The sequence below is a fragment of the Microcoleus sp. PH2017_28_MFU_U_A genome, assembly GCF_020738035.1.
GTDB lineage: Bacteria > Cyanobacteriota > Cyanobacteriia > Cyanobacteriales > Microcoleaceae > Microcoleus.
The window spans coordinates 15,954-40,379 of the sequence record NZ_JAEQCX010000021.1; the positions used below are offsets into that span (position 1 = coordinate 15,954).

Consider the following 24,426-nt stretch of genomic DNA (forward strand, 5'->3'; position numbering starts at 1 on the left):
TTCACTCCCCGCTCGCGTAACCTTCGCTCGCCAGCGCTGCAATATCACGATGTAACCGGATTTGATATGAGGACTTTTTACTTTTTAGATGTGGCTGGTGAGGGCGAAGGTGGGCTGTTTTTTGTAGGTTGATTGGGCTTAGCTTTGGGGTCTGGTTTGGCTGGGGGCGGCGGAGGAAAAGTTGCCGCGCGTCTCGGTATTTGTAGCGCTGTGCGGAATGCAGAAGACGGGAAGAAGGCGCTAAATTGAGAAAGTCGATCGCCCATTGGTTCGGGTGCATCTTCCCACAAGCTTTCGTAGTAGAAGAAAGCGGCACCTAAGCCGTATTGTTGGACTGCTTGCACCTGGGATTTAATTTGCCCTATCGCTACTGGACGATTTCTTAAACCTGTCATAATCCCAACTCCAGTGGGAATTTTTTGCTGTGCTTCTCGCATTTCTGGACGGTTAATCTTGTCCACAAATGATTCTAGATTGGGACGGTACACTTGCACGATCAGTTCGTCGGCAATATCCAAACGCACCCAAGCCAGCCAATCTTGGAGGTGATGTTTGTAAGCAAATTCGTAGTAATTGGGAGAAATCGAGAAAATTGCCTTGGGTTTTGCTGCTTTGACGGCTTGATTTAGTTGGGACATAAAAGCGGTGATTTTATTAGCTCGCCACTTCACCCATGCTGCGTCTTGAGAGTCGGTTGGAGGTGCTTTTTTGGTTTCTTTGGTATACAAAGCCACTGTGTATTCGTCATAGCCAAATTCTGAGGGCAAACTCATATGGTCGTCGAATTGGATGCCGTCGGCGTTGTATTGGGTGGTGATTTCTAGTACGAGTTCGGTAATAAATTTCTGGACTTCGGGATGAAAGGGATTGAGCCAAACTACTTCGCCACCTGCACCGTTTGATGTTTGAGTGCCGTCTTGTTTTTGTGTCAGCCAATCGGGATTGTTTAATGCTAATTCTGAGGTGGGAGGAGTCATGAAACCAAACTCAAACCAAGGAATTACTAGCAGCCCTTGACGGTGAGCTTGAGCGATTAAATCTCCGATCATATCTTGTCCGTCTAACCCTCTATAAACAAAGGGTTGAATGTCTCTTTTTTGGGCGACTGGGCTGGGATACATTGCATAGCCAGAGTTCCAGACTACGGGATAGATTGTGTTAAAATTTAATCGCTTTAATTGGCTGACAGCCTCGGCTACTTTGCGCCTATCTCTGAGGATGTCTTTGTCGTTTGTCGTCATCCAAACTCCGCGAATTTCTTGGCGGGGTTGCTGGGCGATCGCGCCGATCGCATTATTGACCAACAATACTATAATGAATGAGAGGGCAAACAGCAGTGGGAACAAACGTTTAATCGATCGCGACCAACTGCGAGGAATGATCCGTAATGTCATAATTTTGAATGGTGAGTTAGCTTTCAAACACACCCCGGCATAATTTGGCGATCAAATTTGCTCGCTCTACAGTCTACAGCCATTTGCGCTGAATGTGCGATCGTACAATCGCTGAAAATCTGCGATGTAGGCGGGGGGTAAGTGAGAGCATTTTGTCAAAAGTGCTGGCCAATCTTAATTACACACCGCCAGCTCTCCTGACCGGACAGTCCTGTCTGCGGAAGTGCGAGTGCTGTACAATATCGGGGAAAGGAATATTTCGATCGAACATCTGTAATTGTGAAAGATTTAGTCTTAATTGGTGGCGGTCACAGTCATGCTATTGTATTGAAAATGTTCGGCATCAAACCGCTGCCCTCCGTGCGGTTGACTCTGATTAGCGATGTCCTGTACGCGCCCTATTCGGGGATGTTGCCGGGACACGTTGCCGGGTTTTACGATTATGATGAATGTCATATCGATTTGCGATCGCTCGCCGAATTTGCCGGGTGTCAAATATTGGTCGATCGGGCGATCGCGATCGACTTTAACAAAAATTTAGTAATTTGTCAAACCAGCCCTCCAATTAACTTTGACGTGCTGTCTGTGGATATCGGCAGCACTCCCGCGACTATATCAGTTCCAGGTGCGGCAGAATACGCAATTCCAGCTAAACCCGTACCGGAGTTTTTAGCTAGCTGGAATCAGTTAATCTCTGCAACGCAAAACTATCCAAAAAAACCTGTACGAATCGCGATTGTTGGTGGCGGCGCGGGCGGCGTAGAATTAGCATTGAATATGCAATCTCGTCTGGCGAAGGAAGAAGGAAGAAGGAAGAAGGAAGAAGGAAGAGGGAAGTCGGAAGAGGGAAGAAGGAAGAGGGAAGTCGGAAGAGGGAAGAAGGAAGAAGGAAGAGGGAAGAGGGAAGAGGAAAGAAGGAAGAAGGAAGAAGGAAGAGGGAAGAAGGAAGAGGGAAGAGGGAAGTTCGGCAGCGGATTTTGTAACGGATGGATTTTAAAGGAGAGAGGAAAGTTTAAGCAGGAAGAAGGATTAGAAATTCATTTGTTTCATAGCGGTGCTGAATTGATGCCTGCACATAACAAACGGGTTCGCCGCCGCCTGAAAGAAATTCTGATTAGTCGCGGCATTCAACTGCATCTAATGGAAAAAGTTAGTGCTATAGAAAAGCAAGAAATGATGGAAATAACATCCGATTCTCAATGCCCAATGCCCAATGCCCAATGCCCAATGCCCAATGCCCAATGCCCAATGCCCATTTACCAAATATACTGTGAATCTGGTTTGAAGATTGAGTGCGATCGCATTTTTTGGGTGACACAAGCATCCGCCGCCCATTGGATCGGAGAATCTGGTTTAGCAACTGACTCAAACGGCTTTATGCAAGTCAACGATTGCCTGCAATCAGTCTCTCACTCCAACGTATTTGGGGCTGGAGACATCGCGGCGATGGTTAATTATCCCCGTCCCAAAGCAGGGGTGTTTGCTGTGCGTCAGGGCAAACCGCTGTTTGAAAATTTGCAGCAGTTTTTATTGCAAAAACCGCTGAAACCCTTTGCACCGCAGGAGAAATATTTAGGCTTAATCGGTACTGGGAATAAAAGGGCGATCGCATCTCGCGGATCGTGGATGTGGGAATCAGCGCTACTGTGGTACTGGAAAGATTGGATCGATCGCCAATTCATGCAAAAATTCAGTAATCTACCCAAAAAACAGCAATAGTAAATCAAAATACATTCAACTATAATCTTCTCTTTTATTCTCTTACTCTGCGTACTCTGCGCTCTCTGCGGCTAATAAAAAAAGTTCATTTAGTTGACAGTTGACCGCTTGACAGTTGACAGGTAAACACAACTACCGTCAGAGGAGCGAGTGATTTCGTGGTTTGACTGCTCTTCTATCCAATCAGTACACCACGAAAGCCAGCATTTTGTCAAGACACCTGCTACAGATACATATCAAATCTGCATGGGATTTCCGATATTATGGCAGCGGGCGCTTTGAAAGTGCGATCGACTGAAGGAGGCACCCTTGGCACCCAGGAGACAAACCCCCCGTGTAGGCGCGCGATCGACTTTTTTAAGTTTATTGGCACTTTCGCGGAACATTACAGCTCAAACAAAATCAAAACTACTATAGATTAGAATTGGGAATCTGGAATCGGGAATCGGGAATTGGGAATCGGGAATTGGGCATCGGGCATCGGGCATCGGGAATTGGGAATTGATAATTGCTCCCATGATAACTGATAACTGAGAACGGACAACTGACAATGGACAACTGACAACTGACAACTGACTAATGACCTATTTTCGCTCTGCTTTAATTTTGACATTAGGTTTTTGGCTGCTACCGATAGCAGTGCGATCGCAATCTGTCGTTCCGGCGAATGACGGCACTAATACTGTTGTCAATCAGGAGCAAAATCGCTTAAACATTAGCGGCGGACAACTGTCGGGAAACGGCGCCAATCTCTTTCACAGCTTCAGCCAATTTAATCTTAGCGAAGGTCAAATCGCAAATTTTCTAACTAATCCAAATATTCAAAATATTTTAGGGCGGATTTCCAGCAGCAATATTTCCGTCATTAACGGTCTGATTTCTGTAAGCGGCGGCAACTCAAATTTATTCCTGATGAATCCGGCGGGAATTGTCTTCGGTCAAAATGCCAGATTAAACGTGCCTGGTTCTTTTTTGGCTACAACTGCTACAGGTATCGGTTTCGGCGATCGCTGGTTCAATTCTGCTGGAATTAATGATTATAAAGCTTTACTGGGAAATCCCAATCAATTTAATTTTAATAACTCACAAGTCGGTGCAATTGTAAATGCAGGAAGTTTGGCAGTTGGCAAGGGTCAAAATTTAACTTTGCTGGGCGGTACAGTAATTAATAGTGGGCAATTATCGGCGCCGGCCGGTCAAATTACGGTGGCTGCTGTTCCGGGAAAAAATGCAGTCCGCATCAGTCAAACGGGTAACTTATTGAGTTTAGAAATTACTCCATCTTTGCCGTCAGAAAAATCTGCGATCGCCCCTGCTGCTACTTTACCTCAGTTGCTGACGGGCCCAGGAGTAGCTTCAGCCACAGGTTTAACAACCAACGCACAAGGTGAATTGGTACTGACGGGCGGCCAAACAGTGCCGATAAATGCCGGAAGTGCGATCGTCTCGGGTACTGTAAATGTATTTGCCCCTGCTGGCCAGACTGGCGGCACGGTAAATATTTTAGGCGAAAAAGTCGGATTGTTCGGCGCAAATATTAATGCTTCCGGGACTAACGGCGGAGGTGTTGTGCGCGTCGGAGGCGGTTTCCAGGGGCTCGAACCAGTGTTAAATGCCCAGGTAACTTATGTTAGTCCTGATTCTACGATCGCCACAAACGCGATCGACCGCGGCAACGGTGGCACAGCCGTAATTTGGTCAGACAATACCACTGGCTTCTTCGGCAATATTACTGCTCGCGGCGGCACTGCCGCAGGTAACGGTGGCAGAGTCGAAGTTTCTGGCAAAAATGCTCTAACTTTCCAAGGACAGGTCGATACCCGCGCGCCTAACGGGGCGATCGGCAATTTGTTGCTCGATCCGGCAAATATTACCATCGTCAGCGGTAACGGCATTTCCAGCGCGCGATCGACCGGCGGGGAACTCCAAGCCACAGGATCGCCCGCTGAAACATCGATCTCAGACGCGCAGTTGGAACAGATGGCTGCCGGCAGCAACGTAGTTTTAGACACTCCGGGCTACATCACCGTCCAAGACTTGCCCGACAACCAACTTTCACTGCAAGCGAGAACCGGAGACAGCGTAACATTTAGAGCGGGCGGAGTGTTTTTTGTCAACGATCCCAAGGATTTAATCGAAACTCAAGGCGGCAACATCAACATTTTTGCCAGCAGCATCTCTCTGGGGCGGCTGAATGCGAACGGTGGCAACATTGCTCTCACTGCTAGCGGCATTGACTTCAGGGGCGGCAACAATTCTGTCAGCAGTGCGGGGGGAACAATTAGCTTGCAACCCAACGACGGCAGACAAATTCGGATTGGCGGCAGCGGGGATAATTTAGGGATTTTGGACTTAACGGCAACGGATATCGCTGCTTTGGCAGGGGATTTTGGCTCGATCGCGATCGGGCGTCCCAACAGCAGCTCGATCGCGATCGTCACACCCATTACCTTCAACAGTTCGCTGACACTTCAAGGCAACTCTATCGCGATCGACAATCCCCTAAGAACGACTGGCAGCGCTAGTTTGACTCTCGATGCGTCCCAAACTGCGATCGGCGCAAACATTTCGACATCCGGCGCCGATCTCACTTTGACAGGCAACTTCTCCCTAAATGCTGATGTAGCTTTGAGCACTCAAGCTAGGGGCAACATTCTGTTCTCCGGCAGCCTAGACGGAACTCGCGCCCTTAGACTTGACGCTCAGAGAGTGCTGTTCGGCGGTACAGTCGGTCAAGCTGCGCCCCTAGCTAGTTTGACTGTCAACGGCCGCAGTACCGAGCTATCCGGTGCGATCGCGACTGCGGGCAACATCACTTTCAACAGTGCCGTCACAGTCGATCGCACCGCCACCCTCGCCGCCAGTACCGGCAATATCACTTTTGCCAATACCCTCGACAGCACCCCGGGCGGCGCAAATAATTTGACCCTGCGCGCTGGTGGCAACATTACTTTTGGGGGTTCCGTCGGTCAAACTCAGAGCTTGGGCCAGCTCTCGGCTGACGCTCCTAGCATCACGGCGACTTCGAGAATTACCGCGCGCAATTTGACCCTAAACGCCCGAGATCCCGCTACCCTCGGAGGGGACAACGGGGCGGGTTTACCAGCCGATATCAACGCAGGAAACCTACTCTTAGAGGGCAATTTAAGGACGGATGGCGGCAGCATCAACCTGCAAGCAACTCGCGAGGTGAGGACTGGCAATATTACCTCCAACGGCGGGAGCATTCGAGTTGAGGGAAATACTGTTACTGCCGGTACGATCGACTCCTCATCAGCAACGGGAACAGGCGGCGCGATCGCACTCAAAAGCAATGCCGGCCCTTTAACTGCCGGCTCTTTGAACGCTTCGGGAGCGATCGGCGGCAATATTGACCTCACCTCCCAAGCCGGAATTTCCGCTCTCGATCTCACCTCCCGAGGCACTCAGAGAAACGGTGGCACCGTCTCCCTCAGCGCGACAGGTAACATTCTGTTGGGTTTTATCGATGCTAGAGGCGGCAAACAAGACGGCACAGGTGGCAACGTTGATGTGACAACCCTTGGTTTATTTCGATCGAACAATGTTTTCACCGACGATATATCTGGCAATCTTTCCAGCAGTATTTCTACTGCCGGAAGTGCCAGAGGCGGCGCGATCGCAATTCGGCACGGCGGCGGTAGCAATCGACCATTTGTAGTTGGCGGCGCGATCGACAATGGAACCAAGGGAAGCATTAATTCTGGCGAGGGAAACACCATTTTCCCCAGTCTTGCTTTTGGGGAAACTTACACCCAAGGAAGTTTACCAAATCTGATTTCCCTAATCGCACCAACTCCCGCAGCAACTCCCGCACCAACTCCAACTCCCGCACCAACTCCAACTCCCGCACCAACTCCCGCATCAACTCCCGCACCAACTCCAACTCCAGTGTCCGTAAATCCTGAGCCTGGGCGATCGCTTCCGGCATCTTTGCAAGTAGAATTGCGATCGCCAAATCGAGACAAGCATTCTCCAATTAGCCCGGATATTTTCACTCCTTCTCGCAGATACGATCCGGCAGGCTCGGGAGTGTTAGCATTTGAGAGAACCTTCACTCGCGAGTACGAAAAACATCTAAAACTGCCCGCCAGAACGCCGATAACTAATATGTCGGTAATTTACGAAACTCTTCGCAAAAACGAACAAATTACCCGCGTAAAATCGGCAATCATTTATATGAATTGGGTCAGCGGAACCAACGGGGCAGCGAAAGAAAATAGTTCGGTGCTGGTGGCAAGTCGGAATTTATCTAATGTATTTCCTGCAATCAAAAACCTCACATCCGAGTCTCCTAGCTCCTTAGAAAACAAGTTAGGAAAGAGCCTCCAACCAGCCGGCAAAGAAATTTCCGATGTTCCTAACGGGGAGCAGTTAGAATTAGTATTAGTCACAGCTAACGCTCAACCAATACGCATTTTAGTTCCCGCAATAACGCGATGGCAAGTATTGCAACTAGCAGAATCCCTGCAAGCCGAAATAACTAATCCCAGAAGAAGAAACAGCATCAGTTATTTGGATGCAGCCCAAAAGATTTATCGGTGGTTAATTGCGCCAATAGAGACAGAATTGGCAGCTTTAAAGATTGACAATTTAATTGTAATTCCGGCAGCAGGTTTGCGAAGCTTGCCCTTTGCTGCCCTTCACGATGGCAAACAATTTTTAGTAGAAAAATACAGCATTAGCGTGATTCCAAGTCTGAGTTTGACGGATACCCGCTACCAGAATATTGCTGACGATGAAGTTTTGGCGATGGGCGCGTCGGTATTTCAAGATAAAGCGCCATTACCGGCGGTACCGGTGGAGTTAGAGGCGATCGCGCCGCCCGATCGCGGAAAATCATTTTTGAATCAAGATTTTACCCTCAGAAACTTGCAAGCTCAGCGGACAAATCATCCGTTTGGTATCATTCATTTAGCAACTCACAGCGAATTCCAGCCCGGGCAACCGACTAATTCTTACATTCAATTGTGGGATACTAAGTTGCTCATCACTGAAATGCCGAAGTTGGGGTGGAATGAACCGCCAGTGAATCTCTTAGTTTTAAGCGCGTGCAGTACCGCTTTGGGCGACGAAGAGGCAGAGTTGGGGTTTGCCGGTTTGGCCGTAGCTAGCGGTGCGCGATCGGCTTTAGCGAGTTTGTGGGAAGTCAGCGACGAGGGAACTTTGGGGCTGATGACAGGGTTTTACCGGCAGTTGCGCGCCCCCAGACGCGAGGGGAATGTGACGATTAAAGCCGAGGCTTTGCGGCAAGCGCAATTGGAGATGCTGCGGGGGCGCGTGCGGATTCAAGACGGGCTGCTGCGAGTCGAAGGGCTTGCTTTACCTCTAATTTTGCCTCCGGAAATTGCCGCGCGGGGCGATCGAATCCTTTCCCATCCCTATTATTGGGCCGCCTTCACCATGATTGGCAATCCCTGGTAATTGGCGATTAGTGAGGTACGTAGTTGGGCTTTAGCCCTCTTAGGTACGTAGTTGGGCTTTAGCCCTCTTAGGTACGTAGTTGGGCTTTAGCCCTCTTAGGTACGTAGTTGGGCTCTTAGGTACGTAGTTGGGCTTTAGCCCTCTTAGGTACGTAGTTGGGCTTTAGCCCTCTTAGGTACGTAGTTGGGCTTTAGCCCTCTTATAGTGATTATAAAGCAAGCGAAGTCGCATCAAAAACTCCATTTACAAGTCATACCTCATCTTTCTGAGAAATGCTATAGTCTCGCAGGCAGAAACCAGTTTTTTTACAAAAACACTGGTTTATCGCCTTTAACAAGGGTAAAAAACCCGGTTTCTTTAGTCGGATTACATAATCCCTCTCCCCCTCTCCCCCTCTCCCCCTCTCCTCTGACTTCTAATCACCCCCGATCGAACTCAAATTATTTCGCAAAGTTTGTTCCTGCCGCTTAACCGCCGCCAACAATTCTGCATTTTGCAAAATCACCCCCACTTGATTGTTAAAAATTTTCATATAGTTTTGATCGCTTTGGTCGAAACTTGCCCGAAAACGCTCCGGCACATTTTCCTTAGATAATTCAATCGATTTATCCTCGCCATCCGATTTAATTTTATTAATTAACTGCGTCACAGCAATCAACTCCCCGTCTGGATTCCAAACAGGCATACAAAGCAAACTGCAAGTCCGATATCCGGTTTTTTCGTCCGTCTTTTTAGAAGTTTCAGAACCCGGATAATCATAAAGATCGAACGGTATATTTAGAGGAACCCCCATTTGGGCCACTTGTCCCACATAACCTTGCCCGATCGCCACACGCAACTCCAATAAATTACCATCTGGCAAAATAATTTTTGTCCACAATTGATTAGCATCTCTATCGATTACCCAAAAACTGCTGCGATCTGCATTCATCAATTCTTTAGCAGATTCCATCACACGTTGCAAAATCGAATCAATTTCTAAGCTGCTTTGGCTGACAGAACGAGTAGCCGCCATCAACGCAGCCGCAACTCTTTGTCCTCGGGCTGTTTTGTGAAAGGTACGGAAACTTTCTAAAATCATTTGAATCAAATTCGCATCTTCGGCAAACCGCTCTTCATCCAGTTTTGTAAACCCTTCCAAATCAATTTTTTCTGACAAAGACAAGCTGGAGCGATCGATTTTTTTGATTTTATTAATTAGCTGAATTACAGCTACTAAATTACCCTCGTCATTTAACAAAGGAAGTGTTAACATAGTATAAGTTCGATAGCCATTTTTGATATCTAATGCTTTTGCCGTTTCCGAACGCGGATCGTCGTAAAAATCAAACGGAATATTAATACTTTGTTTCGTAGACGCCACATGACCGACAATTCCTTTATCTGCCGGAACGCGAATTTCTAGCGATCGATCGCCCTCAGCATCGGCTTCAGCAATAATCGACCAAAACTCATTTTTTTCTTCGTCTAGCAAAAAAATGCTAGTGCGATCGGCATTCAAAGACTTACCCATTTTCAAAGTAATCGATCGCAAAGTAGCATCCAGAATATCATCAAAACCCTGACCGTCCATCACCTGATTTAGCATTGCCAGAGTTTGGCTGACCACATTTTGCGGGTGATCTTCAGCCTGCTGTTTCATCGCCGCAAATTGTCTCGCATTGTGCAATGCCACCCCGACTTGAGTGTTAAAAATTTGCATATATTTTTGACTGTTAGCATCGAAGCTGTCTTGAAAGCATTCCGGCGCTTCCGGCCAAGTTTCCGGGTCATATTCTGGAAAATCTCCCGGTCTTCTTTTGTTAATTAATTGAGTGACAGCCACTAATTCACCGTCAGGACTGCAAACAGGCATACACAGCAAACTGCAAGTACGATATTTTGTTTTTTGGTCAGTTTGTTTCGCGGTTATTGATTCGGGATGTTCGTACAAATCGAAGGGAATATTTACAGGTTTGCCGCTGTCAGCAACTTGACCCGCAAAACCTTGTCCGACTTCGATCCGGAGTTCGCGAACCGAGCCATCTTCAAAGCGGATTTTTGTCCACAGTTGCCCTGTTTCGCGTTCTAACAGCCAAAGAGTGCTGCGATCGGCATTCATCAATCTTTTAGCAGCTTCCATCACTTTAGTGATAATTTCTTCCGAATCCAAGCTGCTTTGAGAAACAGATCGCGTTGCTTCCGTCAGAGCTTCCGAAGCTTGCAATCTTTGAGTTAACTTATAACAAGATTGACACCTTTCCAACAACCGCTGAATAGCTGGAACATACTCTCCAATCAAAGTGCGATCGACTTCTGTAAACCCTTCTATATCGACTTTCTCAGAAAAAGTTCCTGCCGGATCGTGCTGTTGTTTTAACTTGTTGACCAACTGCACAAAAGCAAATATATCTCCCTTTTCATTTAACATAGGTGAGGTTAAATTGCTGTAAAGTCTGTAACCAGTCTTTTTATCTTGCTCTTCCACGACATCGGAATACCAATTTTCCGATAAATCGCTGGGAATGCTGACAGCTTTTTTATAAATAGTCACTCTGCCTGCTGTTGGATTGTTTGCCATAATTTGAATCTTTGTCGAACTGCTGTTTGTAGTTCTGGCAATAATCGACCAAAGTTCATTTTTATCTTTATCTATAAAAAATATGGTAATGCGATCGACACTCATCAATTCCCCTAGTTTAATAGTAATCGAACCCAAAATTTCATAGAGTACATCCTCAAAATCTCTGCCTTCCATACTGTTGAGCATAGATAGGACTTTGTGTTCTTGATGGGCAACTAATTGTTTAAAGTTTGGTTGGAGAGCAGCCAAAGCTTTTTTCGTCCAATTTCGATTAAATACAGAGGCATAAATTTTATTATAAATGCTTAAAATCCCCCCTCTTTTCACAACCAAACCAGACAATCGCAGTTCCATTTGTTCGAGGCTTTCATCAGCCGGAATTTTGGCTTCGCTACACGAATCAGAAGCAATTAAAATTTGCTGGTAAATTTTAAGCAAAGTCTCAGTACGCTGTCCGCTTCTGAGAATGCGATCGCGAATTGTTTTCAAATGTGGCGGTTCGTCTTGAACTTCCCAATTATCAATAATTTGCGTCTGGACTAAATTCTCCACCCAATCTGCGATTAAAGATTTATCCTGAGGAATTTTTGCCGGGAAATTTTCGGCTTGTTGCCAAATATAGTTGCAAATCTTTTGAGTTAAAAACGGCTGTCCTCCCGTCCAAATCAGTACATTTTCTACAACAGACTCAGGATAGCTAACTTTCCCTGCTAAACCTTGTACCAAAGGTTGAGCTTCGTGCAGTTTAAAGCCATACAATTCGACAGCGCGACCGAGATTAAAAGGCGTACAGTATTTATCTTGAATCAAGTCCGAAGGAGTCGCAACCCCCAGCAAAGCAAAAGTCAGGCGATCGAATTCATGGCAAGCACGAATGAAGGCAAAAAAGTCATCTGCCCGAAAATTTAAACTCAAAATACTGTCTATTTCATCAACAAAAATTACAATCTTACCCTGAACATTTTCCAGTAAAACTTGTTCAATAAACTCGCTTAGGCGCTGTACGGGCGGCAAGAATTCTCGCTCCCGCACCCACGATCTCAAATTCAAATCTAGCTTAAAACTGGTAACTAAACGTCTAATAACCCCCGCATACCACTGATCGGGATTGATATCTTGAGAACCGATTTTAGTTAGATCGATCGCCGCACAAGCAATACCTTCTGCTTGCAATTTGTGCATAGTTCGCACGCGCAAGCTAGTTTTACCCATCTGGCGAGAATTCAGCACATAACAAAACTCGCCATTTGTTAAGCCTTGATAAAGTTCAGAATCCGCTTGTCGCACTACATAAGTGGAAACATCTAGAGGCAAATGTCCACCAACTTTATAAGTATAGGCTGAGCTTTTTTCTTGATACATAACCTGTTTTCAATGAGTAGAATACACAGCCGATCGCCATTTGAGAGCCTAATTACCCTTCAATTTGTCCAGATTGACTTAAAAGACGCTGCAATGCTTCAAAAGCACGGCGCGCCAAATTGAGTTCAACAGTAACTTTTTCTCGCTGAAAAATCACGCGATCGCGAATTTCCAGCGCCGCCACCAAAACTTCATAATCCTCCCCATTCATCAAACCGTGAGCGAGGAATGTTTGAGCCAAAATAGGCGGTTCTTGAATTTCAAAATTAATCGAGTGGTGTTCAGCTACCATCCGCATCACTGATTCAGTAATAGATCCGATCGAACAGGTAGCGAGTTCAAAATTACCTTTTTCGATCATTTCTGATGCTCTTACCATGTAAACCTGAATATCGTATAGATCGTGCTGGCGATAGTCATAGGAAGGTTGCATCATCTCTTCTTCGGAAGTCTTTTGACTTTTTGACTCAGGAGGACGCGGTTTTAATGCTGCAAGGACAGATTCTTGAGCCGTACAAATAATCAAGTCTATTTCTGGATTTTGAATAAATTTTTGCCAGTCATAATCCCTCGACTTTACTAACACTTGATAACCTTGCTGGCGATATTTATCGGCAATCTCTGCAATTTCTGTTACTTCTAATTTTTGTATCGTTGCTATCATTGATTTAGCTCCATCGGCTCAGTTGGTATGTCAATTTTAACATAGATAAATTCTAGGGCAGCAGTCAAAGCTTCAGCTATCAAAGGAGATATTGCAGTGAAATCTTCTAATTCCTTAAGTTTGCGCCGTTTTACTGTGAGGTCAGTCACTTGTCTGTCATCAACGTAAACTAAAATCTTCATCGCATCTACAATCGGCTTGATAATGTTATCTAAATCAGATATTTGAGTAATGCAATAGTGAGTGATGATGACTTGAACTGGTTCGCTAGTTGCTGGGATGCCTATTGGCATAGCTTCGGCGGCTATTTGACCGACTTGGGCTTTCCACTCTTGAAGTTTTACTCGGTTATTTGTTTGTAGAGAAACTGGCGAACCAGTGACGATAAATTCAAAGGGAATCAAGATTTTTCACTCCTCTTGGTGATAATATTTTAATCGATCGCCCGAAAGAACTCCCCGTTCACCGCAATCCCCTTTCCTGCAAAAGCGCCTGTGCCCAACCAACATCATCGTCCTTCAGTCGCGGCACAGGCTGCTGAGCATAGTCGATCGACAAATCAAATCCCGCTCTGTCATACACACCGCTGAACAAAGCTTGCAAATCCACCTGAAATTCTGTATCTCCCGGCTGCAATGGCAAGAAAAATGGTGGAATTTCTTCTCGTACCGTAAAAGCATACAATTGAGCTTTTGGACGGCGATTTGCCCTGCTAATTAAAATGCGATAATCCGTGTTAGTCCCGCCAGTTACAGGCATTTGTCTCCCGGCCCTGAGCAAGTCAATTTCTACTAAATGAGAGGCACTTCTTAACACTTCTTGTCGCTTGTTTTCATAGGCCTCTCGACCTTTCCCAGTGCGTTTGTTTTTCGGCGAAAGAATTTCTATGACTGTGATTACCCGATTTGTACCTACCTCTCGGAGTTCTAAATAGCCTTCCCTAGCTTCTTCCAATATTGGTACCGTAACTGTCATCGGTTCAGAATGGGGCAGCGTTGCAGTCATAACAGATGGGCTGGCGGTGGACGGGCGATCGAATACTGTCACGTCAGGAATTGCCAACAAATCGCTATCTTCGGCCTCGCTCAAATAAATCCGCTTTTCAATTGCCGCCCGGTATTTCGGGCGCAGCGCAGGCCCGATCGCATCGGCGATCGCCGTAATTAAGCGGTGATGAACTTCCGGCCAAAATTCAGGATTTTCTAAGTAAGGGTCTACCCCTGGAAATGGAGACGGCATTTTATTACCTCCCGCAAGAGTTTTGTAAGTTAGATGAATCTTAAATACATTTTAGTCGATCGCCAAAATACTGACGGTACAACTCAAAGCGCACAGTTACCTCATTTCCCCGCAACTGCACCAGCCCCAAACTGTGCAACTTAAACGCCAGCACAGATTCTAACTCTACAGGTTCATTAGCTGCTACTACCCTACTAAAAGCCACTGCTAACTCCTGATGTTCTTGCAAATTCCACAAATGACGGCGCAAATGATCGCCGTAAATTCCTGCTTCAGTAGGAGCAAGTTCTAAAAGTTCATCTAAACTTTCCTCTAAATCTTTTTGTTCTTTGGCAGAACCTGAAAATCGGCGATTGAAAAGAGCAAATTCTTGAGCAATGTGATATAAAGCTACCCGCACCAAATACGGATGACCGCCCACAATATTCATCAATTTTTCCACCATATTTATTTGCCAATTCAGCCCGTGCCTTCTCGCTAAATCAGCCACTTGTTCGGCGCTAAACTCGGACAATTCTATTGGCAAACCCACATTGAAAGGCGATTGATTCACGTTCAGCGGAATGTAAACTTCTGTTGAATGCACCACTACCAAACGCAGTTTTGCCCACAGTTCGCTGTCGCTGTCGCCATATCCGGCTTCTTCATACCAGGCCCTTAGCAGCCCAAAAAAATCATCGGCAATTGTAGGATACTGAAAAACGCGATCGACCTCATCCAATCCCAACACCAGCGGTGCATTGTTTCCCGACAACAAACAATCTTCAAAATAAGCCGTACAATTATCTTTACTGCCGTAAGTATCAGTCCAATAATCGTCAATCTGGTGAGGCAACCGCAGCTTGCGCGTAATTTTGTTGCAGAACCACCTCAGCAGTGAATTGAGATTGGCAAATGACGCAGCATCTGCGTGTTGAAAACTCAGAGGAACAGTGCGATAGCCTTGTTCTTTTGCCTGATAAAGAATCCTCGCCATTAACGAAGTTTTGCCCATTTGTCTCGGTGCTTTTATCCTAATTAAAGTTCCCGGCTGCAAAAGTTCCTTGTAACACTGAGCTTCCCAGGGAACGCGATCGACATAAAAAGCCGAATCCAGCCTGACTTGTCCTTGGGGAATCTGCGGCTCTGCGGCGGGTGATGGAGGATTTGAAAGCGGCAGAGTCCGAGAAATGGTTACAGTCTGAGTCGCAGTTTTAAGGAAAGAATGCTCTGGCGCCAGCAGGTTTAAATTAACTATAAATCCTGCGGATATGTCATCTTCTGTATCTGTTTGCGATGTACCTGCTGGCTGTACTGTGCTTTCCCCAGCGACTGTTTCTAAAAGCATTTGGTTGATTTCTTGTAGCAGTAGTACCGTGTCAGCCGGCGATGTCCACTCGCGCTGCTGAGTATCGTTGATGTAGTTCCGCAAGTCATGGTTTAGCCGTATGCTGGGAGGATAATTGACTCGAATTGGCAACACGGCAGGCGCCGGATTTTGCCGTCTGTAGCGCAATTCTTTGATTTTCCGCAATTCTTCCATAACTATTTCACTAACTGCTGTTTCCCCGGACAGCAGCAATAAAAAATAGTCACACTGTTCTAATTGAAAGTCAATTTGAGAAAGCCAGTTTTTTGCTGATTCGCGATCGGGATAAACCGCCCCAATATTGGCAGCGAATACTTGGTGTCCCGTTGCATTTATGCCTTCGGCAAGCTCCAGTGCCAAACTCAGATCGGGTTCTTGGTTGCAATAGCTAATAAAAACTCGTTTTCCGTGATTTGTCCCATTTCTCGGTTCAGTCTGGGAAGGCTGTTTTAGATGTTCTGCCGATCGCATTTCCTGCCGCGCGATCGATCGAGCTATGGCTCCTCGCACGTTCTTTTTTGTAACTTTCTCTCCCAAGATACTTGACAGCTTCTGCCACAGCTTGTATCCTACATCTTTTTCGACATATTCCGGGTTTAATGGGTAAATCTGTTCATAGGTTTGTCCTTGCCAAGTCCCGATAAAAACCTGCCTTTCCAAATCGTTGAGGTGTTTGCCAGTTTTGAGGTGAACTGAGTTTTCTATAAATTCTAAAGCTTCTTGAATATTCATTTTTCTACTAAGGTATTTCGATTGTAGATTGGAGATTTTAGATTTTAGATTTTAGATTTGGGAATCACTGATGGCGATCGGGGTTGGGAGCTTGCCTGCTGTAGGTTCGTTTTAGAAAAAAAGTCCCACACTTCCTTGATAGCAAGAATTTTTATAAATTGTATAGCCTCGCGGGTCAACATTCAAGCCAGCAGCCGAGCTGAGGGCTTGCACGGCAAATTCCGAGTCGAGTTAGCTGCTCCTTCGCTTTCCTGAGGTTTTATGAGTTTTTATGAGGTATTGCGGTAGCTCCCCAATCAGCGGGAAATTGCTGAGGCGCAAAAACTGTCAAACTTATGAGCTTTTCTGGTTGCGATCGCCAATTGCGATCGGTGACAATAAAAACCAACAGCCAGTCGATCGATTTTAGATTTTAGATTTTAGATTTTAGATTGACTGCACAAATGACTTCTTGGAAAAAAAAATACTCCTCTGACAGACTAATTGCAAATATGCAATAGTTCGCAATCACCCGCCATCAAGGTAACTACAAATGTTGAACCCCACCACAGTCATCATCAGTTCCTTAACTGAAAGCTTAAAAGCCGGATACCGAAACACTTACGGGAACATTAAATCTGACAGCGCCAGACTTATCGAACAGGTTGTCAGCCTAGCTTTAGAAAACATTGCCAGCAGCGACGCTCTTTATCACAACGTCGAACATACAGTTCTTGTCACCTTAGTAGGGCAAGAAATATTGCGCGGTAAATACCTGAGCGAAGGAAACATCTCCCCAGAAAATTGGCTGGAGGCGATCGTTTCTTGGCTGTGTCACGATATCGGTTACGTCAAAGGAATCTGCCCTCAAGATCAACAAAGCCAAAGATTGTATGCGACAGGCACTGACAACAATACAATTTATCTAGAATCGGGTACAACTGATGCTAGCTTAACTCCCTATCATATAGACAGGGGTAAAATGTTCGTACAAGAACATTTTTTCGGTCACGATTTGATTGATTCGGAGGCTATTATGCGTAATATTGAATTGACTCGCTTCCCCGTACCGAACGACGAAGAACACTCTTGTACTGGCAATTATCCCGGCTTAGTGCGGGCAGCAGATTTGCTCGGTCAACTCAGCGACCCCCGCTACTTACAAAAAATACCGGCGCTGTTTTATGAATTTGAAGAAATAGGTAGTAATAAAAATCTAGGCTACTGCCATCCGGCAGATTTGCGATCGGGCTATCCCAAGTTTTTTTGGAATGTTGTATATCCCTACATTCAAGAAGGATTGCAGCATTTGAAAATGACTGCTGGGGGTCAAGAAATAATTGCCAATCTTTACGGAAATGTGTTAACAGTAGAGAAAGAAATTGCCTCTTGTGCTGCAACTTCGGCGGTAAAATCTACGCCAAAGTTACTGGCTGATGTTCGCGGGTTTCAATTTCTGAATTTCCAGCGGTTTCGGGGATTGCCTGACAGTTTTAGTCAGAGGAATAAAAAAAACATGAAAAGTTTGTTTGTAATTGGCAATGGGTAATTGGGCATGGGGCATGGGGCATGGGGCATGGGGCATGGGGCATTGGCCTTCCCAGGGCATTGGGGATTGGGCATTGGGCATTGGCCTTCCCAGCGCATTGGGCATTGCGGATTGGAATTGGTAATTAGTAATTGCTTCCAATGACTGTCAACTGCCAACTGCCAACTGTCAACTGTCAACTGTCAACTGTCAACTGTCAACTGTCAACTGTCAACTGTCAACTGTCAACTGTCAACTGTCAACTGTCAACTAACTTAAGGTTTTTCCGTCTGCTGCAAATGTCGCCAAATTGCTTGATAACATACGTGCCAAAAATACATAGCCAAATTCAGAAGAGCTAATAACTTAGTGCCATCTTCTAACATAGCGTGTGCTCCTAGACTACGAGTGTCTATAATATCCTCAAACCGCGAGATAGCAAATAAGAGGAATGCGGCGATTAAGGGCAGGTAAGGAGTGGTTTTGATGTATCGCCAAAATTTAATTCCGTAAAGGAAAACGCCACTACCATAACACAAATAAATTAATTTCTTAGATATTCCCAACTGAGAAAGAATCAAAGTCATCCGAAACCTGTCATCCAAGAAAAAGACTCCCAGCAGTAAAGCGCTAAAAAAGAAGAATATTGCCGATCGACTGCGGGGGTCTTTTTGGCGCAGGAGTCCGAATGTAAATGCACAAATTGCGACTGGGATGCACCAGAGGACTTCGGAAATTCCGGTGAAAAGGCCTTCGTAAGGGAACCAGAAATTAAAAGGATCGCTAAAGAGGCGTTCAACTCCGTCTCCCTGGTTGTTGAGTTTGGCGTATAGGCTCAGTCCGCCTAAAATTAGGAGAGCCAGAGTGTTGAAAATGACTAAAAATGGTACAGTAAAAAAGTGTTTTTTGAGAAGTTCTAAAAAAGTTGAAAAGTTGGGAATTTTATCGAATAAAGGCTGATGCTTCATAATTGTTTTCCCAGGAATAGAGTTTGTTAGACTATTTTATATTTTAAATTTTAGATTGGCAATGACTGATGAAGAGCATTCTTGGGAACATGGGTTTACAGTTGCATTCTTGTTTGAAGCGAGTGTTAAGTAAATCCACCCGATCAAACGTAAAATACGGTTCGCGGTTAAGCTTACTGTGTATCTCTTCTTCCTTCTTCCTTCTTCCTTCTTCCTTCTTCCTTCTTCCGAACCGGCAGCCAAACGACGAATGTAGTGCCGCTATCGGTTGGATATAAATGAGCTGCACTAGATGGCAGCCATTCCGGATTTACTGGGGAAAATACTTGGATTTCTCCTTGCATTTGGCGGACTAAATCGCGGGCGATCGCCAAACCCAATCCTGTGCCGGGAATTTCTGTCTGGGCTTTTTCTCCCCGGTAGTGTCGCTCAAATAAATGCTCTAAATCCTGGGGGGGAATGCCGGAACCTGTGTCGCTGACTGCAACTGCTATGGCAGGTAAGGGGCGGTGGTTCGCTTCGTAGCTTACTTTAATATAAATTTGGCGGCCGGCGGGGGTATATTTCAAAGCATTGTCAATTAGGTTGCTCAAAACTTCGCGCAAAGCTCGATCGCTCGCCGAGACTGGTGGTAAATCCGCCGGAATGTCGGCTAGCAATGACAGATGCCTTTCCGATGCGATCGCCTCGGCGGAAATTAACAGCGGTTTTAAGACTTCTGTCACTACACAGGATTCGTCCAAATTGGCCACTGGTAACAGCGACAGAGGAGAATGCTGGATTAATTCGATATTAGAAGTTGCTGTTTCTGAAGTGCCTGATGGGAGTCTGAGATTTGCTTCGCCGGTATCTACTGTGCGATCGAACTGGCCGAGCAATTCAGAGAGCCGATCGCTCTCTCGGACAATACTATAAGCCACATTGCGATTTTTGTCTTCTGGTACCAGCCTGCGCGCTAACAGTTTGCCAAAAGTTCGCAACGCTGTCAGCGGACTCTTGAACTGGTGCAGCAAGTTGTGCATCGTGTCATAAACCTGAGCCTGGATTTGCCGAGAAGATCCCAATTCCTGATGCATCCACTGCGATCGCTGGTCTAAAATGCAGGCTAGGGCCAAAGTGCGAGCAATTTGTTGTATCTGAGCCTCCTCTCGATCGTTCCAAGCCCTGTCTTCCCTACCGCTGACCAGGAGTCCCAGGACAGCGTCCTCGTGTATCAGAGGCGTCACTATTTGCCTCCGTTGCTGCCACACATTCCCCGGGCCTTGGCACTGATTGGAACTGTTTTCAAAACCCGGCAGTGGCTCGGGTGCGATCGCCCCCACGGTTGATGCTTCCACAGCCAAAACCGGCGCAGCCAGCCGCCGCGGCATTGGTTTCACTGTCGAGCTTGAAGCCGGTTCGAGCCTCAACTCCTGATTTTCTGGTTCGACTGAGGTTTCTGGGTAAACTGCGATCGGCACTAACTTTGCCTCGCTGCCTTCTACCAGCTCTTGTGTCAGGTATACTGCGCTGAATGTCGCACCCAAACTGACTGCGATCGCCACCTGCGATCGACAAAGCTTGACAAATTCTGAACTGGCTGGCATTAACATGAGTGCCACATTAAGATATTTTACGGAATTTTAACTAAATTACAACTGCTCAGCCCCCGATTACAGATTGGAGACTCCTAAATTTCTAGTATGTGGGCTTTGATGGCAGGCTGCTCGGTTCCCAGGATTCAGCTTTCACAAACACAATTGCTTTAAAGCCCCGCCTGCATAGCTTCCCCAGAGTCCCAAGCTTGGCTGCTGCCGGAAGTTGCGGCCCACCTTACCACAACCGCTGCACTTTTGTCGATCGGCACGAATGTTAAGATTATGTCGATATATTAAAAACAGTTGAAGTTTAGAGCTAGAACAGATATACTGGCCTCGGATTTGGTAGCTATCATTACCTAAAAATTGGATAAAAAGCCACGCCCGATCGGGACAGCTTTGATGATTGAATCATGTATTGTTGATTCGCCAGATGTAAAAATCCGGTCTCAACTCTATAATCCAAAAAATCTGAGATAGGTTGGGGCATCAACCTAGGATGCTCGGCAATATCAGACAAACTGTGCTTGAGAAAAGCTGTTTGAATCCAGAATCCCCATGTCTTTATGGCTGGGGAGTATGTCAAAACCTGTCTGCTCATACTGTCTGCTCACACTGTCTGCTCACAGAGGAGGTAAAGAAATTGGCCAGGAGACGCAAGCGCAAAAGTCGCCGCCGACAAGAAGGACGCAGAATTTTAGAGTGTGTGCCTCAATATAGCATCGAGAGCGGCGAAGATAAACCCGTAACAGCGGCTCGCAAGTTCATCCATGCCGAAGGCATTGCTCCCCCAGCTTTACTGTTGGTCAAGCGTAACGAGCATACCACCGACAGATACTTTTGGGCTGAAAAAGGTTTGTTCGGAGCCCAATACGTAGAAGAGAACCATTTCTTGTTTCCCAGCTTAAAGGTGATGCTGGAAGCAACCGCAGAAAAAATTCCTGCGGTGTCCGCCAGTCGCGCATAGATCGAAATGTTTAGATCAAAACATTGACACCAATGTTTTTCTAGCTCTTTTAACAAAAGCGCGAGAGTTCTCATTGTCTGGAGAGTGCCAACTGAAATTTACGCGAAAAATCCTTGGGAAGTTAAGGTAGAAGGAGCCATCGCAACAGTATAGATCGTCAAGAAAGGGCGATCGGCACAATTGGCACTCTCAGGATAATGGTTTTTTTTGACTCTGCCCAAAAACGAATACAAGCCCGGAATCGAGTCGCGAACCACTCCAAATTTTAGACGAAAATTAAAGCTCCCAGATTCATCTGTAGAATAAATCTCAAATCTAAAATCTCACAATCTAAAATCGTTTGACCGTGCCAGATACATTTAACCCAGCAAATCCAAGACTAAGCCCGAATTAGCTGTGTATGGCAAGACGCGTGAAAGCTGCAAGCTCTCCCGTCAAGGAGGTATCTCTCAAAGCTTTCAACAAGATATTGAAAGCGCCATTTCAATCTCTGTTCACACTTTGAACAGGTTTGTGATGTGTATTATTCGGTTATGTCTACTACAAAACTGCCATATTTAACAGCTTGATGCTTCAACATTTGCTGAAAACGATAATGACTCAAAGTGACCATCGCCCTAGCTGTTTTAATCGCTAGAGCGTTTTTTATTCCCGCCCTACACTACCAGCTTTTACCCAATTATTCAATAAGTTTCTAGAAAATCATTTACTTTGCATCAACAGTCGATCGAACTTTCGGGCCAACTAGAGAACTGCCAGCAGCAATCCTTTTGTCGGCTCGAAGTCGAAGCACGGCATCTAGCATATCAAAAAAACGTTCCGCGCCAAACTTTTAATCTTCCAGGGGTTTCAAATTTAAAGCTTTTTGCATAGTTGCTAGTTCGTCGCGGTGAGCTCTGACAGTAACAAAGCTTTTAGTTGGGCTTTCCGAGTCAGCAACTGATTCGAGTTTTAGAAGGACTTGCTCGGAGCGTCCGGCTTTTTTCCAGTAAAATACTCCCGTCAACGGCGACAGCAGTACCAAACCTAGGAAAATTTGACCTTGCTGTGGTACTAGCATTCCCAAAACCAGTCCCAAGCAGAGAGCGCCGCCTGCACTCAACAGGGTTAAAAAGATAGCTAGAAACCAACTCGGCCGCACAAAACCCTCAAAGGTGACTTTATAGTTGGGGGCATCAACGGCTGCAACTCGGTAAGCCCTAGAAGCAAAATACTCTTGTAGCTGGGTTAACAGTAACTCTTGGGCGCTCTCGGAAGCAAGCTTGACTTGTTCGATGCGATCTTTGACTGAGGCCTTGATGAAGAAAAACAAGCCAACAGCCAACAGCAGCGTCATCACAAAAGTTGAAGAAAGAACAGTAGTATCCATCGGTAGAAGTTTGTGTAAGTGAAATTATCTACTATGACTTTACAGAAGTTTACAGAAGAAAGCGATCGAGGACTTACGCAGACACTTTTTAACCCAAATTCTCGCCAAGCTTTCTAGCAATGCGTTTTTCTCCCCATCACCCAATTCCCATATCTCCCCATCATCCTTAATTCTCAAGTGACAATGCGTAAGTCCTGACGTAGTGAATCGCTACTCTAATCGCTGTGCGGCGGCGATGCTGGCAAAGCGAAGGCAATCGGACAATTCGCTTTGCTAGTAGCACCGCATCTCAAGGGTTTAGGCATCCGATTTCAACGCCTGCTAACCCGTGTGACCAGTTTCCAAGGCACGGGGACGACGGCCAGACGCGCCGTTTCCCTGACCGATGTACTCGTGCCACAGACGAGCCAGGTCTTGAGCTTGATGCCGCCACTCAGGGAGGATTTGATACATCCGGCGGGGGCGGCCGCGTCCTTCTACTTTTTTCCAGTAACCGGTAATGACGGCTTCATCTTCGAGAAATTTCAAAGCGCTGTAGAGGACGGTATCAGAAAGTCGGTAGATGGGGAATTCCCTTTCTAGTTGTCCGATGAGTTCTGTACCGTAGGAATCTCCGCGCAATAACACCGAGAGAATGTAGCACACTGCCAGTTCCTTGTTTAGATAAACAGGAGGGGGGTCTTGAAAAAATTGATAGATATGTTCAAATTTCATCTGTCTTGTCCGCTGGAAACTCTCGTGATACCGTCAGGTTAACGGGAGAGGAAAGCGGGGCGGGGTGTGCCGCTTCCTAAGGATTAAGTGGGAATGGGGGAAACAGAGGTGCAGTATTTCCCCAGTTGTGTTGATAGCCGGAACTGTTGTGGTGCACTGCGCTAATGTTTGCTTGCGCCAAGGTTGAGGAGCGCTCACATAACTAGGGTAACTTTACTTCCTCTTCCAATCTATCGCAGCTACTATTGCCAAGTGTGCGATCGCACGGAAGAGTTGCACTTATTTCGGGGGTTAGTGTTTTAACTCAAACTCAGAAGTCGCAACCCCCAAACCCTCTGCGTTCCTGGTTTGTGGGCTATGGTTTGTCAGAGTTCGCCGGCTTTTTCGGGCAGAAATTTTGCCTTTAAACCGGACTCAGACCTAACATGGCGCGCAGTGTAAAAGTTAGAAACACAAAAGTCGCTACAATCGAAGTAATCAGGGCGATCGCAGTTGCCGGTCGATCGAGCAGAGGTTTGAGTCGCTCGAACAGGAAAAAAAAGATTCCCAGACACACAGTAATCAAAAAACGAGGGTAGCGAGAGATGTTATTAATGAAATCTTGCATGAGCACCGGTGGGGTAAAGTGTTACAGCTCGATCTTTGACTGGTAACACTTGTGAGCGAGTTAGACAATTTTGGCACAGCCGGAGCTAAATCTGCCGATCGGGCGATCGGTCATTTTTCAAGGGCGATGCTAACATATATAATTCTAACGAAAAGTTTTGTGAGAGCGATCGGGTCTGAGTCTGTTCAATGCCGGAACGCGACCTCCGTTCAACAGTTGACCGCTTGACAGTTGACCGCTTGACAGTTTGAGAG

Annotated in this window: 18 protein-coding genes; 7 read left to right on the forward strand and 11 right to left on the reverse strand. The window is 46.1% G+C overall.

The genetic code is table 11. The features are described from left to right. Window positions 1-77: 77 nt before the first annotated feature. On the reverse strand, window positions 78-1,394 hold the full coding sequence (locus JGK14_RS00255) for a glycoside hydrolase family 10 protein (protein ID WP_325314564.1): 1,317 nt from the start codon (window positions 1,392-1,394) through the stop codon (window positions 78-80). Window positions 1,395-1,673: 279 nt separating this feature from the next. On the opposite strand from JGK14_RS00255, the gene JGK14_RS00260 reads away from it, so the two are divergent. Both JGK14_RS00260 and JGK14_RS00265 read left to right on the forward strand, forming a co-directional pair. Continuing rightward, the gene (locus JGK14_RS00260; protein ID WP_293269300.1) at window positions 1,674-3,113 is read left to right on the forward strand and encodes an FAD-dependent oxidoreductase; all 1,440 of its coding nucleotides are present in this window, start codon (window positions 1,674-1,676) and stop codon (window positions 3,111-3,113) included. A 579-nt stretch (window positions 3,114-3,692) separates the two neighbouring features. Beyond that, complete coding sequence (locus JGK14_RS00265; protein ID WP_325314565.1) at window positions 3,693-8,555, forward strand: CHAT domain-containing protein; 4,863 nt, start codon at window positions 3,693-3,695, stop codon at window positions 8,553-8,555. Between the two features lie 415 nt (window positions 8,556-8,970). On the opposite strand, the gene JGK14_RS00270 is transcribed toward JGK14_RS00265, so the two are convergent. The 5 genes from JGK14_RS00270 to JGK14_RS00290 are packed head-to-tail and all read right to left on the reverse strand — an operon-like array spanning window position 8,971 to window position 16,463. After that, window positions 8,971-12,480, reverse strand: a complete 3,510-nt coding sequence (locus tag JGK14_RS00270) for a GAF domain-containing protein (RefSeq protein WP_293175820.1) — start codon at window positions 12,478-12,480, stop codon at window positions 8,971-8,973. A 52-nt stretch (window positions 12,481-12,532) separates the two neighbouring features. Further along, window positions 12,533-13,144 (reverse strand): hypothetical protein, encoded by a 612-nt coding sequence (locus tag JGK14_RS00275; RefSeq protein WP_293197859.1) that lies wholly within the window; start codon window positions 13,142-13,144, stop codon window positions 12,533-12,535. Next, window positions 13,141-13,548, reverse strand: coding sequence for a RusA family crossover junction endodeoxyribonuclease (locus tag JGK14_RS00280; RefSeq protein WP_293197861.1), 408 nt, complete (start codon window positions 13,546-13,548; stop codon window positions 13,141-13,143). The genes JGK14_RS00275 and JGK14_RS00280 overlap by 4 nt, the downstream gene beginning before the upstream one ends. A 58-nt stretch (window positions 13,549-13,606) precedes the next feature. After that, entirely contained in the window at window positions 13,607-14,383 is a 777-nt protein-coding gene (locus tag JGK14_RS00285; RefSeq protein ID WP_293175826.1) for a DUF4058 family protein, read from the reverse strand. Window positions 14,384-14,423: 40 nt separating this feature from the next. After that, window positions 14,424-16,463 carry an AAA-like domain-containing protein gene (locus JGK14_RS00290; RefSeq protein WP_293175828.1) on the reverse strand — a complete coding sequence of 680 codons (2,040 nt, stop codon included), beginning with the start codon at window positions 16,461-16,463 and terminating at the stop codon, window positions 14,424-14,426. A gap of 271 nt (window positions 16,464-16,734) precedes the next feature. Between JGK14_RS00290 and JGK14_RS00295 the strand changes: the two genes are divergently transcribed. The 3 genes from JGK14_RS00295 to JGK14_RS00305 all read left to right on the forward strand — a co-directional run bounded on the left by JGK14_RS00295 (window position 16,735) and on the right by JGK14_RS00305 (window position 18,115). Continuing rightward, complete coding sequence (locus tag JGK14_RS00295) at window positions 16,735-16,872, forward strand: hypothetical protein (RefSeq protein ID WP_293193746.1); 138 nt, start codon at window positions 16,735-16,737, stop codon at window positions 16,870-16,872. Between the two features lie 123 nt (window positions 16,873-16,995). Continuing rightward, window positions 16,996-17,991, forward strand: coding sequence for an Npun_R2479 family HD domain-containing metalloprotein (locus JGK14_RS00300; protein WP_293175830.1), 996 nt, complete (start codon window positions 16,996-16,998; stop codon window positions 17,989-17,991). Further along, window positions 17,984-18,115, forward strand: a complete 132-nt coding sequence (locus tag JGK14_RS00305; RefSeq protein WP_293175832.1) for a hypothetical protein — start codon at window positions 17,984-17,986, stop codon at window positions 18,113-18,115. The genes JGK14_RS00300 and JGK14_RS00305 overlap by 8 nt, the downstream gene beginning before the upstream one ends. A 130-nt stretch (window positions 18,116-18,245) precedes the next feature. Here the strand turns inward: JGK14_RS00305 and JGK14_RS00310 are convergent, their stop codons facing one another. Together JGK14_RS00310 and JGK14_RS00315 are read right to left on the reverse strand one after the other, a co-directional pair. Further along, a complete protein-coding gene (locus JGK14_RS00310; RefSeq protein ID WP_293175834.1) occupies window positions 18,246-18,938 on the reverse strand; it encodes a hypothetical protein in 693 nt (230 codons plus the stop codon). A gap of 173 nt (window positions 18,939-19,111) precedes the next feature. Next, the gene (locus JGK14_RS00315) at window positions 19,112-20,524 is read right to left on the reverse strand and encodes a GAF domain-containing sensor histidine kinase (protein WP_293214430.1); all 1,413 of its coding nucleotides are present in this window, start codon (window positions 20,522-20,524) and stop codon (window positions 19,112-19,114) included. Between the two features lie 634 nt (window positions 20,525-21,158). On the opposite strand from JGK14_RS00315, the gene JGK14_RS00320 reads away from it, so the two are divergent. Then, a complete protein-coding gene (locus JGK14_RS00320; RefSeq protein ID WP_293144355.1) occupies window positions 21,159-21,482 on the forward strand; it encodes a DUF3155 domain-containing protein in 324 nt (107 codons plus the stop codon). 832 nt (window positions 21,483-22,314) lie between these two features. Here the strand turns inward: JGK14_RS00320 and JGK14_RS00325 are convergent. The 3 genes from JGK14_RS00325 to JGK14_RS00335 all read right to left on the reverse strand — a co-directional run bounded on the left by JGK14_RS00325 (window position 22,315) and on the right by JGK14_RS00335 (window position 24,172). Further along, window positions 22,315-22,851 (reverse strand): cofactor assembly of complex C subunit B, encoded by a 537-nt coding sequence (locus JGK14_RS00325; RefSeq protein ID WP_293214432.1) that lies wholly within the window; start codon window positions 22,849-22,851, stop codon window positions 22,315-22,317. Window positions 22,852-23,172: 321 nt separating this feature from the next. Beyond that, window positions 23,173-23,565 (reverse strand): PadR family transcriptional regulator, encoded by a 393-nt coding sequence (locus JGK14_RS00330; protein ID WP_293144339.1) that lies wholly within the window; start codon window positions 23,563-23,565, stop codon window positions 23,173-23,175. Between the two features lie 403 nt (window positions 23,566-23,968). After that, on the reverse strand, window positions 23,969-24,172 hold the full coding sequence (locus JGK14_RS00335) for a DUF751 family protein (protein WP_293144336.1): 204 nt from the start codon (window positions 24,170-24,172) through the stop codon (window positions 23,969-23,971). A 51-nt stretch (window positions 24,173-24,223) separates the two neighbouring features. Here JGK14_RS00335 and JGK14_RS00340 point away from each other — a divergent pair, with 51 nt between their 5' ends. Then, window positions 24,224-24,400 carry a hypothetical protein gene (locus JGK14_RS00340; RefSeq protein ID WP_293203593.1) on the forward strand — a complete coding sequence of 59 codons (177 nt, stop codon included), beginning with the start codon at window positions 24,224-24,226 and terminating at the stop codon, window positions 24,398-24,400. Window positions 24,401-24,426 lie beyond the last annotated feature (26 nt).